Origin of the sequence: Rhizobium sp. AG207R (assembly GCF_027109195.1) — a bacterium.
Taxonomy (GTDB): Bacteria; Pseudomonadota; Alphaproteobacteria; order Rhizobiales; family Rhizobiaceae; genus Rhizobium; species Rhizobium dioscoreae.
This window is the reverse complement of the sequence record NZ_JAEPVT010000002.1, coordinates 199,593-215,212: the sequence shown is the minus strand read 5'-3', so window position 1 is coordinate 215,212 and position 15,620 is coordinate 199,593. Positions and strand designations below refer to the sequence as shown.

The following is a 15,620-nucleotide window of genomic DNA, read 5'->3' as shown; positions in this document are numbered from 1 at the left end:
ATGTCGCAAGGGAAAACAGGAGTTTGGCCGATCGGTGCAATATCTTCGTTGGAACCGTCTGGCGATCGACGCCAGCCTCGCTCCAGCCGCGGCAGTCATTATGCGGCCGATCCGATGTGTCCCAACTGGTTTCCGATAATGGCCGACCTGCTGCCCGTTTCCCGTCATCTGTTTGCCGCTGCCGCACTGACGACATTGTCCGCCTGCAGCATCATTCCCGATACGGGCGCCACCGATCCGGATCGCTTCGTGCAGGAGACGACGCCCGTCTTCTATCGTCCGGAGGGGATCGAGCCGAACAGGGTAAGGCGCCTGCCGGTGCAGCCCGTGCCGCAATCGCGCGATCTCTTCCGCACCCAATTCCACCAGACCTATGGCCTGCCGACCTTCAATCCAGTGCACCAGGCCATGTATGCGCAGCGCAGTGAAGACGACTTCACGTTGCCGGCCATCCCCTACAAGCGCATCGATCCGCGCTTCCTGCGCCAGGAGGTGGATTACCAGACCAGGGAACGCCCCGGCACCATTGTTGTCGATACGCGCGACCACTTCCTCTATTTCATCGAACCGGGCGGCAAGGCGATGCGCTATGGCGTCGGCCTCGGCGCGGCAGGATATGCCTGGCACGGCAGGGGCCTGATCCAATGGAAGCAGAAATGGCCGCGCTGGACCCCGCCCGCAGAAATGGTCGCGCGCGACCCGCAGATGAGGCCGCTATCGGCCGAGCGCGGCGGCATGAATCCGGGGCCGACCAATCCGCTCGGCGCGCGTGCGCTCTATATCTATCAGAATGGCCGGGATACTCTTTATCGAGTTCACGGCACCCCGGATTGGCAGTCGATCGGCAAGGCTGCATCTTCCGGCTGTGTTCGCATGCTCAACCAGGACGTGATAGATCTTTACAACCGGGTGCCCGATAAGGCGGAAATCGTCGTTCTGTAGCGGTATTTTACCACAAATTTTCGTGATGTTGCATAAGTGCGATAGTCGGGGTGGTTTGCGCTCTTTAGTTTTGCGTCTGTCTCTGCGAACCTCTCGGGGAGCCGAATCAGCCTGTTGGTACGGGTTTTCGCTTCCTCCACAAAAGGAACTATGCTGTCGACATGAGCCTTCCTTCATCCCTATCGCGACGTAACTTCCTCGCTCTGGCGGGTCTCGGCGCCGTTTCGACGCTTGCCAGCTGCGCCTCCACCATCGACAACGGCCCCGTCGTCAGCCCGGTTCAATATACCGGCTCCCCGCGGCCGTTCCGAACCTGGTTCTCCAGCTATGATGGCGAGCAGCCTGATCCGGCCGTAATCTATGCCTCCGTCGAGGATGGCGGCTTCATCATTCCGGCGGTTCCCTACCAGCAAATCGATCCCCGCTTCTATCGTCAACGGGTGATCGACCCAACAGGCGAGGCACCCGGCAGCGTGGTCGTCAATACAACCCAGCGCATGCTTTATGTGACCGAGCAGGGTGGAACGGCGATGCGCTATGGCATCGGCGTCGGCCGCGAAGGATTTGCCTGGCAGGGCCGGGGCGTCATCCAGTGGCGCAAGAAATGGCCGCGCTGGAATCCGCCGGATGAAATGGTCGCCCGCCAGCCGGAACTCGTGAAATATTCCATCGCCAATGGCGGCATGGACCCGGGCCTGAAGAACCCGCTGGGGGCACGTGCTCTCTATATTTTCGAGGACAAGCAGGATTCGCTTTACCGCCTGCACGGTAATCCCGATTGGCGCTCCATCGGCAAGGCCGTTTCCTCCGGCTGCGTCCGTCTGCTGAATCAGGATGTCATCGATCTCTATGACCGCGTTCCCGAGCGCGCGCCGATCCTGGTCACGGCCTGATACCGCATCATTGAAAAAGGGGCGCCGCTGGCGCCCTTTTTGTTTGCGGTCCTGACTGGAAGTACCCGGAAGCCGATCTCAAACGATTGTCAGATTGATTTTCGACTGCCGGCGCTGGTCGCGCTGATTGGCTCTCCGCCATATCGCAGTCGTCACTATCCTCGTATTGACGGCCTTATCGCAATTCACTTTCTCAAAACCATTGCGAAATATATGTTGCGCGCGATTAAATCGTGATATATATAAAATTCATCCAACCGAAGGAGACAGGACATGCCTATTCTTTATACGACCAAAGCTTCCGCCACCGGTGGCCGCGCCGGCCATGCAGTTTCCGAAAATGGCGTCCTCGACGTCACGCTGACCGTACCGAAGGAGCTCGGTGGCGATGGCGCTACCGGCACCAATCCGGAGCAGCTCTTTGCAGCCGGCTATTCCGCCTGCTTCCTGGGCGCTTTGAAATTTGTCGCAGGCCAGCAGAAGGTCAAGATTCCGGAAGACGCCAAGGTCACGGCGACTGTCGGGATTGGTCCTCGCGCGGATGGCACCGGCTTCGGCATCGAAGTTTCGTTGGCTGTCCACATTCCCGGCATGGACAAGGCCGAGGCTGAAAAGCTCGCCGCTGCCGCCCATATCGTATGCCCCTACAGCCATGCCATGCGCACCTCGACCGAAGTGCCGGTTGCTGTTGTCTGACGGGAAACGCGTGGCAGGCCAATTGTAAACCGGAAATACAGAACATATGGGAAAGGAGCAGCAGTTTGATCTGCGGCTCCTTTTCTTTTGCAAGAAAAATGCTATATCTTTTCTTAGGAAAGGAGATAGCCATGATGAAAGCCCAGGCAATAGGCCAGACGGTGCCCGGCGAAGCACTCGTCATCACCAAAGCTGTCGTCAACGCCGCCGAAAGGCTGGGATTGAACGCCCGTATCCTGGCGGCCATCATCGGCGTGTCTGAGGCGACGGTGTCGCGCATGAAGCGGCAGGATCATCTGTTGGAGCGCGATAGCAAGCCTTTCGAACTTGCCGTGCTTTTCGTTCGTCTCTTCCGTTCGCTCGATGCCATCGTCGGCGGCGACGAGGCTGTGGCGCGGCAATGGCTGCGTAACGGCAATATCGCCTTTGGCGCAGCGCCGATCGACAAGATCATCTCGATTTCCGGTTTGACCGATGTCCTTGCCTATCTGGACGCCCGCCGCGCTCTCGTCTGAGGCAAAGGTCATCTCCGGCCAATATTGGCGGCTGGTGGAATCGCAGCATCAGGTCTCGACGCTGAAGCTTGTCGATACGCTGGAGGAGCAAGCGCTTCTCGAAAGCGTGCTCGAGGAAACCAAGCCGGCGCTGCCGCCGGAATGCGCAGGGCTGGATTATCTGCTCGCCACACCCTTCCGTTACGGAGCGATCTATCCCCACGGTTCCCGTTTCAGACGCGCCGGCCGCACGCTCGGCGTTTTCTATGCCTCGGAGCAGGTGGAGACGGCCCTGGCTGAAATGAGCTTCTATCGGCTGCTCTTCTTCCGTGATTCCCCTGACACGCCGTTGCCTGCCAATGCCGCTGAATATACAGCCTTTTCTGCTGCGATTGCGACGAAGGCCGGGATCGATCTGACAGTGCCTCCCTTGGATCGCGATCGGCAACTGTGGACCGATCCGGTCAACTACGAAGCCTGCCAGTCGCTCGCCGAGGCGGCGCGAGCCGGCGGTATCGAGGCAATCCTTTATCGTTCCGTCCGGGATCCCCGCGGAGGCATGAACATCGCGCTGCTCACGGCCAGGGCCTTCTCCGCCCGCGAACCCGTCGAACGCCAGACCTGGCGCATCCGGCTGTCTCGCGTCGGCGTGCAGGCGCTGTGCGAATTCCCACGGCGCCGCATCGGCTTCGAAAGGCAGGATTTCGAGGGCGATCCGCGATTGTCTGAACCGCAATTCAGAGCAGAATAGCGAGATCGCTACGCAGGCGGTCGCCATTGCCGTCGGGCAGCCGCTCTTCGAGGGCGGCATGTGTCGTCTTCCAGATCGGCACGGCGGCGGCGAGCGCCGCCTTTCCCGATGGCGTGAGGCTGAGCAGGCGGGCGCGGCGATCTTTTGGATTGGGCACGATGCTCACCCATCCCCGCCGTTCCAGTGGCTTTAAGGCCGCCGTCAGCGTCGTCTGGTCTATTGCCAGGAGCGCTGTGACCGATCCCATGGATGCCGGCGCCGGCCTGTTCAGAGACATCATCAGGGAGAACTGGCCGTTGGTGAGTCCGAATGGCCGCAGTGCCTCGTCAAAACGGCGGGCAAGCGCGCGCGCCGCGCGTTGGACATGCAGGCACAGGCAGGTATCGCGGACTAACAGCGTGGTTTCAAAGGGGATTTGGACTGCGTTTGACATGATTCATTAATATTGATATCAATATATTTGTCAAGATTTGGAAATGAAAACGCCGGAGGAGGGCGCGGACAATGAACCAGGTCGTTTCCAGGGAAGTGTGGCTCGAGGCCCGCCGTCAACTGCTTGCCAGGGAGAAGGAGGCCACGCATCTTCGCGATCGCGTCAATGCGGAACGCCTAGCCTTGCCCTGGGTAAAGGTCGATAAGGATTATGTTTTCGACACGCCGGCCGGCAAGAGGACGCTTGCCGATCTCTTCGACGGCCGCAGCCAGCTGATCATCTATCATTTCATGCTCGGCCCGGATTGGGATGCCGGATGCACCGGTTGCTCCTTCCTCGCCGATCATTTCGATGGAACGCTTCCGCATCTCAATCATCACGATGTCACGCTGGTCGCAGTGTCGCGCGCGCCGATCGAAAAGATAGAGGCCTATAAGAAGCGCATGGGCTGGAAATTCCCCTGGGTGTCGTCCTTCTCCAACGATTTCAATTTCGACTATCACGTCTCTTTCACCAAAGAGCAGCTCGCCGGTGAAAAGGTGTTCTATAATTTCAATGATATGGACGCCGCCAACGGCAACGACGAGTTGCCTGGACTCAGCGCCTTCTACAAGGATGAAGCCGGCAATATCTTCCACACCTATTCCAGCTATGCCCGCGGCGGCGAGGAAATGATCGGCACGCTGATGATCCTCGACAACGCACCGAAGGGCCGAAATGAAGGCCAGACCATGGATTTCGTGCGCCGCCATGACGAATATCAGGAGGCGGAGAAGGCGGGCTCCTGCTGCCATTGAGGGCGTGGCGAGACCGCCAAATTCATGCCATGCGGCACAAGGGGTCGAATTATTACGCCTTGCGCCTAGTTAAGACCTGGAGCCTGCTCGCCGGGGAACGACGGATCAACCGATTGACCATCGTTCGGCCGTCACTTTCATCGGCCATGATGAGCTTGCGCCGACATCAGGCTCAGGATGAGACGGATGACCGCAACAATCACAATAGGGAGCGATGTTATGGCTGAGAAGGGATATTTTGTCTGGTACGAGCTGATGACGACAGACATGAAAGCGGCGGAAGCCTTCTATACCAAGGTCGTCGGCTGGGATGCGGCGGATGCCGGCATGCCTGATGTCGGCATGGACTATACGCTGTTCAGCGCCGGTGCAGGCCCTGTTGCCGGTTTGATGATCCTGCCTGACGAGGCGAAGGCCATGGGCACGCCGCCCTGCTGGACCGGCTATATCGGCGTTCCCAATGTCGATGAAGCCACCAAGACCGTTGTCGCCAAGGGCGGCAAGACCTATCGCGAGCCCACGGATATTCCAGGCGTCGGCCGGTTCTCCGTCGTCTCCGATCCCTATGGCGCTGCATTCTGCCTGTTCACCCCGCTGCCGGGCCAGGATTGGGAGCCGCCTGCGCCTGCGACACCGGGCTATTTCGGCTGGCACGAACTCTATTCCAACGACGGCCCGAAGGCCTTCGATTTCTATAGCGAGATGTTCGGCTGGGAACTGAGCTCCGATTTCGACATGGGGCCGATGGGTAAATACAAGATCTTCAAGATCGGCGATCGCGACTTCGGCGGCATCATGACCAAGCCGGCGGAAATGCCGATGGCGGCCTGGAATTTCTACATCAACGTTCCGGCGATCGACGCCGCGATCGCCCGCATCACGGAGGGCGGCGGCAGGATCGCCAACGGCCCGATGGAAGTGCCCGGCGGCAGCTGGATCGTCCAGGCAACCGATCCGCAAGGCGCATTCTTCTCGCTGGTCGCACCGGTGCGCTGATCTTCACCTTCTCCCTTGAGGGAAGTAACACCTCCCTTTGATGGGGGAGGTCGCCGCAAAGCGGCGGGTGGGGGTGATAGTCGGAACCGGAAAGGTCTCCGCGGATCACCCCACCCCAGAGCTTCGCTCCGACCCTCCCCCTCAAGGGGAGGGTAATCTTCTATCGCTTCAGGCTGCCAAGAATGCCGCGCACCAGCGCTCGTCCGACCTGCGTTGCCACCGTGCGCGCCATGCTTTTCATCGTCGCCTCCAGAATCGTCTCGCGCTGATAGCCCGAACGGCCGCGGCTTGCCGGCTTGCTGCTGTCGCCGCCAAAGCCGGGCAAGGTCCAGCCATCGCCGGCACTCTCGCTCTGCGGCGCAGCCGCCTTGCGCGCACGCTCCGTCAGGATCTCGTAAGCGGATTCGCGGTCGATCGTCTGGTCATAGACGCCTGCAACCGGACTGCCGTTGATGATGGCTTGACGCTCGCCATCCGTGACGGGGCCGATACGGCCCGATGGCGGGCGGATCAGCGTGCGTTCGACGATGGAGGGCGCACCCTTGCCCTCGAGCATTGATACCAGCGCCTCGCCAGTGCCGAGCGTCGTGATGACGGTGGCGCAATCGAAGGCCGGATTGGGCCGGAAGGTCGAGGCCGCCGTCTGCACGGCCTTCTGTTCGCGTGGTGTATAGGCGCGAAGCGCATGCTGCACGCGATTGCCAAGCTGTGCCAGCACCGTTTCCGGCACGTCGAGCGGGTTCTGCGTCACGAAATAGACGCCCACGCCCTTTGAGCGGATCAGTCGCACCACTTGCTCCACGCGTTCGATCAGCACCTTCGGCGCGTCGTTGAAAAGCAGGTGCGCCTCATCGAAGAAGAAGACCAGCTTCGGCTTGTCCGGATCGCCGACTTCGGGCAGTTCCTCGAATAGCTCGGAGAGCAGCCACAGCAAGAAGGTGGCATAGAGCCGCGGGTTCATCATCAGCTTGTCGGCCGCAAGCACCGAGACCTGCCCGTAGCCGTCATTGCTGACCCGCATGATGTCGGAGATTTTCAGCGCCGGCTCGCCGAAGAAGTTTTCCGCGCCCTGCTGCTCCAGCACGAGCATTGCGCGCTGGATCGAACCGACGGAGGATTTCGAGATCAGGCCGTATTTGCTGGAAAGCTCGCTGGCATTGTCGCCCATATAATTCAGCAGCGCCTGCAGGTCCTTGAGATCGAGCAGCGCCAGGCCATTCTCATCGGCGATCTTGAAGGCAATGTTGAGCACGCCTTCCTGCGCCTCGGACGCATCCATCAAGCGCGCCAGCAGCAGCGGCCCCATCTCGGCGATGGTAGTGCGCACGCTGTGGCCCTTTTCGCCATAGAGGTCCCAGAAGATCACCGGGAACTGGTCGAACTCATAGGGCGACAGGCCGATTTCCTCGGCGCGCTTCAGCAGGAAGTCCTTCGGCTCGCCCTTGGCGGCGATGCCCGAAAGATCGCCCTTGATGTCGGCACAGAAGACGGGCACGCCGGCCTTGGAAAATCCTTCCGCCAGAACCTGCAGCGTCACCGTCTTGCCGGTGCCGGTGGCACCTGTGACGAGGCCATGACGGTTGCCGAATTTCAGCGTCAGGAATTCGTCCTTGTTGATGCTGTCATCCGGATTGCGGCTCGCGCCGACGAAAATCTGTCCATCCTGCTGCGGCATGGTGTCGTCTCCCTTAAAGCACTTCCAGCAAAAGTGCGAAGCGGTTTTGCGTCCGGAACTGCGTAAAAACAAAAAGATAGAACGTTTTCGCGATTCGAAGAAAAGCGGAAATGCTCCAGAGCATGCTGCCGAAAAATGTCACCGGTTTTCAGACGACATCATGCTCTACCTATATGATTCTAGAACCGGATGATTTCGGATCGATTGGATCCGAAATCATCCGGTTCTAGGGCGGCGGCACAGCAGCTTCTGAAAGCTGCAAGGGCCATTCATCGATTTGTCCTGACACTGTTATAAGAACTCGCGTGAAGAGGGACAACCATTCGCGTCGAGGTTCCGCTTCTGGTAGAATGATAGCCGCCGGGGCGTCTTGTGCCGGTTGCCGCATTCAGTTACGTTGACGTTAACGTTATAAAGGCAGGAGGCCACAGTGAACGAAGTTATTGATCAGATCGCGACCAAAGCCGGCATCGCTCCCGACCTCGCGGAAAAGGCCGTCGGCATGATTCTCGGTTTCCTGCAGCGCGAAGCTCCGGATGGTCCCGTCACCAAAATGATCGAATCTATTCCCGGCGCCACCGATCTCGTTGCACAATATAATGGCGAGGAAACGGGCGGCGGCGGCCTGCTCGGCGGCTTGCTTAGCGCAGTCGGCGGTGGCGGCGGCCTGATGGCGCTCGGCCAGCAGCTGATGAGCAGCGGTCTCAGCATGGGTGAAATCGGCTCGCTCGCCAAGGAAACGATTGCAACCGCTCGCCAGCATGCCGGCGACGAGGTGGTCGACCAGGTCGTCAATTCCGTCCCGGGCCTGCACCAGTTCATTTGAGGCTGAAGAAGCGTTCTCCTGATGACGAGAGAGCCGACTGGCCGATAGCCATCGGTTTCATCCGTTGACTTCATGGGTACGTTCCGCAGTTTAAGTATTGATTACTTCGATCTCGGCCTTCGCCCTTGGGCGAGGGCCGTCGTTTTTGAGGAGGCAGATTCGTGCCAGACAGCCCTATCCCGGCCCTTATGCCAAGCAGGTCCGGTCACCAGTTCGTCCTCTATGGTGATGCCTGTTCTGGTATCCCTGGCGCCCTTCATGAAAGCACTTTCGCCAGCGTCAATCAGATCCTGCGCAGGCTCGATCCGCCCCCGGAATTCATTCTGTTTCCGGGTGACGAGATCATCGGGCTAACCGCCGATCCGGATGCATTGCGGGCGCAATGGCGGCATTGGCTTGATCGTGAGATGGCATGGCTCGATCGCAGCAAAACGCCGCTTTGGCATACGACAGGCAACCACACGACCTATGACGAGATGAGCGAGCGGATTTTCCGCGAAGTCCTTCAGCTGCCCGAAAACGGGCCAGCGGGGCAGGAGGGATTATCCTACTGGGTTCGTCGCGATGATCTGCTGCTGGTGTTCGTACATACGTTGTGGACGGGGTTGGGCGGTGAAGGGCACGTCGAGACGGAATGGCTGGAAGCGACGCTGAAGGCGCATTCCGATGCCAGGCATAAGATCGTGCTGGGTCATCACCCTGTTTTCCCCGTCAACGGCTATTCCGGTACATACCAGCGGGAGATCGGTCACGAATATGCGAAGCCGTTCTGGGATATTCTCGTGGACGCCGATGTCCTGGCTTATGTCTGCAGCCATATGCTGGTTTTCGACGTTCAAGTTCATCGCGGCGTCTTGCAGCTTTGCACGGCGGGAGCAGGGACGGCGCACCGTATGCCGGAAGGCGTGGAGTATCTCCACTGCGTTCAGGCCGCATTGGACGCGGACGGATTCCGCTATCAGGTGCTCGACACCTGCGGCATTGTTCGCGAGCGGCTGCAATGGCCTTTTAAATCGGCCAAGACGTTGCGACATCTATCGCTCGGATTGAACGAAGCCGACTTTGGCGGTCTCCAGGGCGACAATTATATCGTTCACCTCCGGATCTCCGGACGCTTGGCGGACGAGGTGCATGCCCCGGCGCAAACGCTATTTTCCGCCTTCGAAAACCAGGAGATCGCCCCCGTGTGGCTGGGCTTGCGTGGTTCCCGGCAGACATTGACTTTGATTCTTGGCCGCGATCCCGGCCGCAGTCCGCATTACTGGTTCGGGCCTGATCTCGCTCCGGGCCGACCATTCGATATAGACATTGCCCTGCACGCAGGCATGGGGCCTGGCGGCATGCTCTTTCGCATGCCGACCGACCACGGGTGGAGCTCGCTCAAGGGCGCGTCGGCAACCGGTCTCGAGCGCACCATATGGCCTGAACGATGGGCTATGGGCCATGGCCAGGGTGGCGCCGCGGACCGTCCCTTCACGGGCGAGGATCTGGCCGTCCAGATTGCGGCGTCGGCATGAGCGCCTTCGCCGCACAGACCAGCCGGCAATACTAAACCTTCCTGCCCTTCGGCGTCCCATCGATCTCATGCCATTTACGGCCGTCGCGTTCGATGAGTTCGTCGGCGCAGGCCGGGCCTGTGCTGCCGGGGGCGTAAGGATCGGGTTTGCCGCCCTCTGCCCAGAGGTCGAGGAAGGGTTTAACGGCCGCCCAGCCGGCTTCGATGCCGTCGGCGCGCTGGAAGAGCGTCTGGTCGCCGACGAAGAGTTCGTAGAACAGGCTTTCGTAGCCGGTTTGCTTGCCGATGTCGAAACTGTCGGCATAGCGGAAATCGAGTGAAACCGGCGCGGTTTTCAGCACCAGCCCCGGCGATTTGATCGAGATTTCCATGTCGAGGCCTTCGTCGGGCTGCACCTGGATGATGAGCCTGTTCGGCGGCAGCTCGGGGCGGGATTCGTGGCGCGGGAACTGGGCGAAAGGCACCGGCCGGAAGGTGATGACCACTTCGGTATCGCGCGCCTTCATCGCCTTGCCCGTGCGCAGGTAGAAGGGCACGCCCGCCCAGCGCCATGTATCAACGAAGAGCTTTAGCGCCACAAAGGTTTCGGTGTTGCTGTCGGGCGCGACATCGGGCGTCTGGGTAAAGGCTGGCAGATCCCTGCCGGCAATAGGGCCGGCCGTATAGGCGCCGCGCACGCCGTTCTTGATTGCCTCCTCCCGCGAGTAGACACGCAGAGCCTTCAGTACCTTGCCCTTTTCATTACGGATGGATTCGGCATCGAAGCTGTTCGGGGGTTCCATCGCCACCATCGCCAGCAGCTGGAAAAGATGGTTCGGCACCATGTCGCGAAGCGCGCCGGTCGAATCGTAGAATTTACCGCGCGTGCCGACATCCACAAGCTCTGCCGCCGTGATCTGCACGTGGTCGATATAGTTGTTGTTCCAAAGCGCCTCGATCATCATGTTGGCGAAGCGCGTCGTCATGATGTTCTGCACCGTTTCCTTGCCGAGGAAATGGTCGATGCGATAGATCTGGCTTTCGGACACATGGTTCAGCAGCCGCGCATTCAAAGCCTGTGCCGAAGCAAGATCGTGGCCGAAGGGCTTTTCGATCGCGATGCGGCGAAAGGCGCCGGTCGCCTCGTTCATCAGCCCGTTTTCGGAGAGTTTCTCGGCGATATCGCCGAAGAAGCGCGGCGGCACGGCGAAATAGAAGGCTGCATTGGCGGTCGGCGCATGCGAGAGATAATCCGAAATCTCCTTGTAGACGCCGTTCTGGGTGAAATCGCCAGAGATGTAGCTGATGCGCTTGCGCAGGCTCTGCCACGCGGCCTGCCGCTCCGGATCGTCCATATCGCCGGAGGTCTTCAGAAATGATTCCAGACGATCCAGCAGCATGTCGACGCCGCCGGTCTCGATGCCGATGCCGAGAATATGCAGGTCTTCGCCGACGAGCCCGCTGCGGGTCATGTTGATCAGCGTCGGGATCAGCAGGCGCCGCGTAAGGTCGCCGGCAGCACCGAAGATCACGAATGTCAGCGGCGGAGCCGGTGCGACGTCGGGGGTGGTCATGCGCGCATCTCCTTCTGGCGGCCATATTCGGGGCTTCTGGACGACATCGACTATCTCCTCGGAGCTATTGCTGTTTCAGCTTTGGCTGTGGGTGTTCTAGCGCGGGCCGATGCCGGTTGTCGATGGGATCGACGCACCGCCGTCAGTCGGCATTTCGCGGCTGATAAATATCCTATTTCTTCACCGCGACCAGGAAGAGCCGCGGAAAGCGCAACAGCACCTTGCCGTCGACAAGCGGCGGATAGGCCTGCTCGATATGCTTCAGATATTCGACGGCAAAGGCATCGCGATGCTCGTCGCCGGCATGGTCGAGATAGGGGCGCAAGCCCGTGCCCTTCACCCATTCGACAATGGCTGCCGCGTTTTCCAGCACGTGATTGTAGTTGGTGTGCCAGATATCGACCCGGGCCGATTTGCCGATTAGCCTGTTGTAATAGACCGAGGGCGCGGGCAGGGGATTGCGGCGTACGCTCTTCTTCGCAAAGGCCTCGCTCCAAGGACCATTCTTGGCCGTTTCCTCCATCATCAGATGGCTCTGTTCGGTGAGATTGTCGGGCATTTGCACGGCAAGAACGCCGCCAGGCTTCAGCCCGTCCATCAGGTGGTCGAGGATGTCGAGATGATTGGGCAACCACTGAAACACGGCATTGGCAAAAAGCAGGTCGACGGGTTCTTCCGGCCGCCATGTGGCGAGATCGGCCTTTTCAAAGTGCGTGCCGGGCATGCGCTTGCGAGCGGCCTCCAGCATATTGTCGTCGCTATCGAGGCCGGAGACACTGGCAATGCCATATCGTTCGGCGATCAGCTCGGTCGAATTGCCAGGGCCGCAACCGAGATCGATCGCTCGCTCGACATGCTGCAGCGGCACCTGCGCCAAGAGGTCGCGCGCCGGACGCGTGCGTTCATCCTCGAATTTCACATATTGGCCAGCAGACCATGCCATGGGCATACCCTCTTCCTGGATTGCCGTTTTCCCGATGCGCATAGCACCGGGATGTATCAGAACCGTGTAATGACGCTGATGCCCTTGCCCTCGGCCTTATCAAGCGTCATCAGCGCCGGAACGGCGTCTTCCAGGCTGATCCTGCGGCCAATGAGCTTCTGCGGCGCGATCTTGCCGGCGGCGAGCATGTCGAGCATGGCATCATAGCGCCAGGCCTGCATGCCGTGGCTGCCGTAGATCTCGAGTTCATGGCCGATGACTTGCGCCATCGGGATCTGCGGAGTCGCATAGTCACCGAGCATGAGGCCGACCTGCACATGCCGGCCGCGCCGTCTCAGGTTCTTGATGGAGTTGAAGCAGGTGGCAGGGTGGCCGAGCGCGTCGATCGAGACATGGGCGCCGCCCTTGGTGATCTCGCGCACCGCCTCCGCCACATCAGCGACCTCAGCCGCATTGATCGTCGCGACCGCGCCGCATTCGCGGGCAAAGGCGAGCTTTTCGTCGGAAATGTCGACGGCGATGGCATTGGCGCCGAGCGCGCTGGCGATCATGATCGCCGACAGCCCGACGCCGCCACAGCCATGGACAGCGATCCATTCGCCGGGGCGCGTCTTGGCCTGATCGGCAACGGCGCGGAAGGAGGTGGCGAAACGGCAGCCGAGGCTTGCCGCCGTCGCGTCATCGACAGATTCTGGCAGGTGCACGAGATTGGTGTCGGCATAGTCGATTGCGACATATTCGGCAAAGGAACCCCAATGGGTGAAGCCTGGCTGGAATTGGCTGGGGCAGACCTGCTGGTTTCCGGAGTGACACTCGGCGCAGTGGCCACAGCCGGAGACAAAAGGAACGGTGACGCGATCGCCGACCTTGAAACGGACGACGCCGCGCCCGGTTGCCACGACCTTGCCGGCGAGCTCGTGGCCCGGCACGTGCGGCAGCTTGATATCTGGATCATGACCCATCCAGCCATGCCAGTCGCTGCGGCAGAGGCCGGTCGCGCCGACGGCGATGACCACGCCATCTTCACCGGGTGTCGGGTCGGGCAGGGTGCGGATTTCGGGTGTTGCCTCGAAGGCCTCGTAATACATCGCTTTCATGGGAGTTCTCCCTCTCTCCTGACGATCCCTATGGTTCATCACTTTTGCTGATGGACCCATTCGTCAAGTTGTTGTTTCGACGCATGAAAATTGCGTTATGAATGCGATATCAAGCGCTTTGTTGCAAATGGATTTTGCCGCGCAGTTTCCGCTTGACCCTTCGGTTGCACGGTTATTTGCTCTCCGCCACCCGGAGCAATTCCAGCAAAAGTACGAAGCCGTTTTGCGCCCGGAATTGCGAGAAAACAAAAAGATAGAGCGGTTCAGAGATCCCGTGAGCTGAACTGTTTTAGGAGAGGAAAACCCCCCATGTCCGTCGATACGTCACCCCGCACCGCCACCTGGACCTATGTCGAAGGAGAATGGCTTTCCGGCAATCCGCCGCTGATCGGGCCGACCTCGCACGCCATGTGGCTCGGCTCGACCGTGTTCGATGGCGCCCGCTGGTTCGATGGCATCGCGCCCGATCTCGATCTCCATTGCCAGCGCATCAATCGCTCGGCCGTCGCCATGGGACTGAAGCCGGTCAAGACCTCGCAGGAGATCGAAGCGCTCGCCTGGGAAGGCATCAAAAGATTCGACGGCAAGACGCCGATCTACATCAAGCCCATGTATTGGGGTGAGCACGGCTCGCCGGGCAGCGTCGTCGCCGTCGATGCGGAATCGACGCGCTTCGCCCTCTGCCTGTTCGAGGCGCCGCTCGGCGGCACCGGCGGCATCACGCTGACTGTCTCGCCCTTCCGCCGTCCGTCGCCGGAAACGGCGATGACCGACGCCAAGGCCGGCTCGCTCTATCCGAATAGCGGCCGCATGATCCTGGAGGCGAGGGGTCGCGGCTTCAACAATGCGCTGGTGCGCGACATGAACGGCAATGTCGTCGAAACGGCATCGTCCAACGTCTTCATGGTCAAGGATGGTATCGTCTATACGCCGGTTGCCAACCGCACCTTCCTTGCTGGCATCACCCGCGCCCGCGTCATCAGCCTGCTACGCCAGGAGGGCTTCGATGTGCGCGAGGAAACTCTGTCCGTCGAACAGTTCATGACGGCCGATGAGATCTTCACGACCGGCAACTATTCCAAGGTCGTCAGCGTCAACCGCCTGGACGACCGCGAATTTCAGGAGGGGCCGGTCGCCCGCAAGGCGCTGGAACTCTATATGGATTGGGCACACGGCCGTAGCGCCAGCGAGGAATAAACCCTTCTGGCAAGGAGAAGGGCATGCAGAAGAGTGCGGCCGTTCATGGCCGCACGGGTGTTCCTACACGACCTGCCGAAGCAAGGTAGGATCGCGGCGCGAAGAAAACGCCATCAGTCTCGAAAGCCTCAAGGTCTTCGGCGTGGAGCGCGTGGCGGACGCTCGGTCTTGCGCTGACGCGAGCCATGAATTCCTGTAACGCTGGCCTCCGTGCGATGTCGATCTTGATCCACGGCGACCAGTTCAAGCAGACGAAGAGATAGGCGTCGGCGACCGTGAAATCGTCACCGGTCAGATAGGGGCCGACGAGCTGGCTGTTTAGCCAATCAAGTCGCTTGCATACCAGTTCATGAATGCCGGCATGAGCACCTTCATAAGCGGCGTTGAAGAGCATCGCCATTGGCTTGTGAAGTTCGGCAGTGATGAAATTCAGATAGGATTGAACCTGGCTTCTGGCATAGGTTCCGGCCTCCGGCAGGAGGCGCGATCCCTCCGGTGAACACTCCGCGAGGAATTGCACAATGGCAGGACCTTCGGTCAGCACTCTCCCATCATCGAGCATCAATGCCGGCACGTAGCCATTCCCGTTGATGGCAAAGTAGTCCTCGCCCGAACTCGTCCGATGAGTCTTTCGATCAACTTCGACCAGTTCAACATCCAGCCCCAACTCCCGACAAACGATGTGCGGCGACAAAGAGCAAGCGGCGGCGTGCATGTAGAGTTTCATGGGTCTCTCTCCTTTTCGATGCAGGCGCGAGGTATGGCGTCGGCATCCATTGAATATTTGTACCATTTCGCATAAAATGCATCC

General features: G+C 60.0%; 16 protein-coding genes. 10 read left to right on the top strand and 6 right to left on the bottom strand.

Features of this window, described 5'->3' with window-relative positions; genetic code table 11:
- Positions 1-138 precede the first annotated feature (138 nt).
- From JJQ51_RS05005 to JJQ51_RS04985, 5 genes are all read left to right on the top strand, one after another.
- A complete protein-coding gene (locus tag JJQ51_RS05005; RefSeq protein WP_113353981.1) occupies positions 139-942 on the top strand; it encodes a L,D-transpeptidase in 804 nt (267 codons plus the stop codon).
- A 161-nt stretch (positions 943-1,103) separates the two neighbouring features.
- Positions 1,104-1,835 carry a L,D-transpeptidase family protein gene (locus JJQ51_RS05000; protein ID WP_113331882.1) on the top strand — a complete coding sequence of 244 codons (732 nt, stop codon included), beginning with the start codon at positions 1,104-1,106 and terminating at the stop codon, positions 1,833-1,835.
- Positions 1,836-2,108: 273 nt separating this feature from the next.
- Entirely contained in the window at positions 2,109-2,531 is a 423-nt protein-coding gene (locus JJQ51_RS04995; protein ID WP_069613858.1) for an organic hydroperoxide resistance protein, read from the top strand.
- Between the two features lie 131 nt (positions 2,532-2,662).
- Positions 2,663-3,046, top strand: coding sequence for an MbcA/ParS/Xre antitoxin family protein (locus JJQ51_RS04990; protein WP_269244392.1), 384 nt, complete (start codon positions 2,663-2,665; stop codon positions 3,044-3,046).
- Positions 3,006-3,776: an RES family NAD+ phosphorylase gene (locus JJQ51_RS04985; protein ID WP_113331880.1), complete on the top strand. Its 771-nt coding sequence runs from the start codon at positions 3,006-3,008 to the stop codon at positions 3,774-3,776. The genes JJQ51_RS04990 and JJQ51_RS04985 overlap by 41 nt, the downstream gene beginning before the upstream one ends.
- Here the strand turns inward: JJQ51_RS04985 and JJQ51_RS04980 are convergent.
- Positions 3,763-4,209 (bottom strand): MarR family winged helix-turn-helix transcriptional regulator, encoded by a 447-nt coding sequence (locus JJQ51_RS04980; RefSeq protein WP_113353983.1) that lies wholly within the window; start codon positions 4,207-4,209, stop codon positions 3,763-3,765. The two genes, JJQ51_RS04985 and JJQ51_RS04980, sit on opposite strands and share 14 nt — an antisense overlap.
- Positions 4,210-4,280: 71 nt before the next feature.
- On the opposite strand from JJQ51_RS04980, the gene JJQ51_RS04975 reads away from it, so the two are divergent.
- Both JJQ51_RS04975 and JJQ51_RS04970 read left to right on the top strand, forming a co-directional pair.
- Entirely contained in the window at positions 4,281-5,006 is a 726-nt protein-coding gene (locus JJQ51_RS04975; protein ID WP_113331878.1) for a DUF899 domain-containing protein, read from the top strand.
- 219 nt (positions 5,007-5,225) lie between these two features.
- Entirely contained in the window at positions 5,226-6,002 is a 777-nt protein-coding gene (locus JJQ51_RS04970) for a VOC family protein (protein ID WP_113331877.1), read from the top strand.
- 160 nt (positions 6,003-6,162) lie between these two features.
- On the opposite strand, the gene JJQ51_RS04965 is transcribed toward JJQ51_RS04970, so the two are convergent.
- Positions 6,163-7,677: a helicase HerA-like C-terminal domain-containing protein gene (locus JJQ51_RS04965; RefSeq protein ID WP_113353984.1), complete on the bottom strand. Its 1,515-nt coding sequence runs from the start codon at positions 7,675-7,677 to the stop codon at positions 6,163-6,165.
- 430 nt (positions 7,678-8,107) lie between these two features.
- On the opposite strand from JJQ51_RS04965, the gene JJQ51_RS04960 reads away from it, so the two are divergent.
- Both JJQ51_RS04960 and JJQ51_RS04955 read left to right on the top strand, forming a co-directional pair.
- Complete coding sequence (locus JJQ51_RS04960) at positions 8,108-8,503, top strand: hypothetical protein (RefSeq protein ID WP_113353985.1); 396 nt, start codon at positions 8,108-8,110, stop codon at positions 8,501-8,503.
- Positions 8,504-8,664: 161 nt separating this feature from the next.
- Positions 8,665-10,020, top strand: a complete 1,356-nt coding sequence (locus tag JJQ51_RS04955; protein ID WP_113353986.1) for a metallophosphoesterase family protein — start codon at positions 8,665-8,667, stop codon at positions 10,018-10,020.
- A 31-nt stretch (positions 10,021-10,051) separates the two neighbouring features.
- Here the strand turns inward: JJQ51_RS04955 and zwf are convergent, their stop codons facing one another.
- The 3 genes from zwf to JJQ51_RS04940 all read right to left on the bottom strand — a co-directional run bounded on the left by zwf (position 10,052) and on the right by JJQ51_RS04940 (position 13,612).
- The gene (zwf, locus tag JJQ51_RS04950) at positions 10,052-11,572 is read right to left on the bottom strand and encodes a glucose-6-phosphate dehydrogenase (RefSeq protein WP_113353987.1); all 1,521 of its coding nucleotides are present in this window, start codon (positions 11,570-11,572) and stop codon (positions 10,052-10,054) included.
- Between the two features lie 172 nt (positions 11,573-11,744).
- On the bottom strand, positions 11,745-12,515 hold the full coding sequence (tam, locus tag JJQ51_RS04945) for a trans-aconitate 2-methyltransferase (protein WP_113354082.1): 771 nt from the start codon (positions 12,513-12,515) through the stop codon (positions 11,745-11,747).
- 56 nt (positions 12,516-12,571) lie between these two features.
- Entirely contained in the window at positions 12,572-13,612 is a 1,041-nt protein-coding gene (locus JJQ51_RS04940; RefSeq protein ID WP_113353988.1) for a zinc-dependent alcohol dehydrogenase family protein, read from the bottom strand.
- A 309-nt stretch (positions 13,613-13,921) separates the two neighbouring features.
- Between JJQ51_RS04940 and JJQ51_RS04935 the strand changes: the two genes are divergently transcribed.
- On the top strand, positions 13,922-14,809 hold the full coding sequence (locus JJQ51_RS04935) for a branched-chain amino acid aminotransferase (RefSeq protein WP_113330753.1): 888 nt from the start codon (positions 13,922-13,924) through the stop codon (positions 14,807-14,809).
- 43 nt (positions 14,810-14,852) lie between these two features.
- Here JJQ51_RS04935 and JJQ51_RS04930 read toward each other — a convergent pair whose 3' ends face one another.
- Complete coding sequence (locus JJQ51_RS04930) at positions 14,853-15,536, bottom strand: glutathione S-transferase N-terminal domain-containing protein (RefSeq protein WP_113353990.1); 684 nt, start codon at positions 15,534-15,536, stop codon at positions 14,853-14,855.
- Positions 15,537-15,620: the final 84 nt, after the last annotated feature.